The sequence below is a fragment of the Flavobacterium sp. FG19 genome, assembly GCF_057809475.1.
The window spans coordinates 1-417 of record NZ_JBMDKA010000088.1 but is presented as its reverse complement, the minus strand read 5'-3'; the positions used below and the strand labels follow the sequence as shown (position 1 = coordinate 417).

1 pseudogene is annotated in these 417 nt (G+C 31.2%); it reads right to left on the bottom strand.

The annotated features are described in order from the left end of the window. Nucleotides 1-402 (bottom strand): annotated as a pseudogene (locus ACODST_RS27855) (IS1 family transposase); the annotation flags it as partial. Nucleotides 403-417 lie beyond the last annotated feature (15 nt).

The following is a 417-nucleotide window of genomic DNA, read 5'->3' as shown; positions in this document are numbered from 1 at the left end:
TCTTTTCCAAAGCATAAACCAGCCAGATATAATTTTTCTTGTGTCTGATATAAGTACACAGTTCATCTACTTCATAGGTTTTGCCTCTGCTGATAATTGGTCTGATTATATTTCTGGCAATGGAGACAATTCTTTTCAATAATGTTGTGGCTGATATTTCCAGTATTCTTGCGGTGCTTCTTATTCCCAATCCCTCTTTTGTTAATTGAACAATTTTTTCATTAATGTCTAATTTGTAAGCTTGATTTGTATAATATTCTATAAAACGGTGAGAGCACATTTTACAATAGTACTGCTGTTTATTATTTTTTGTTCTCCCGTTTTTAATAACCTTTTGCTCTTTACATTTTGAACAATTCATACATCACTAACTTTGGAACACTATGTCGCATTTTTACTCATTTTAGCTCATTTAAG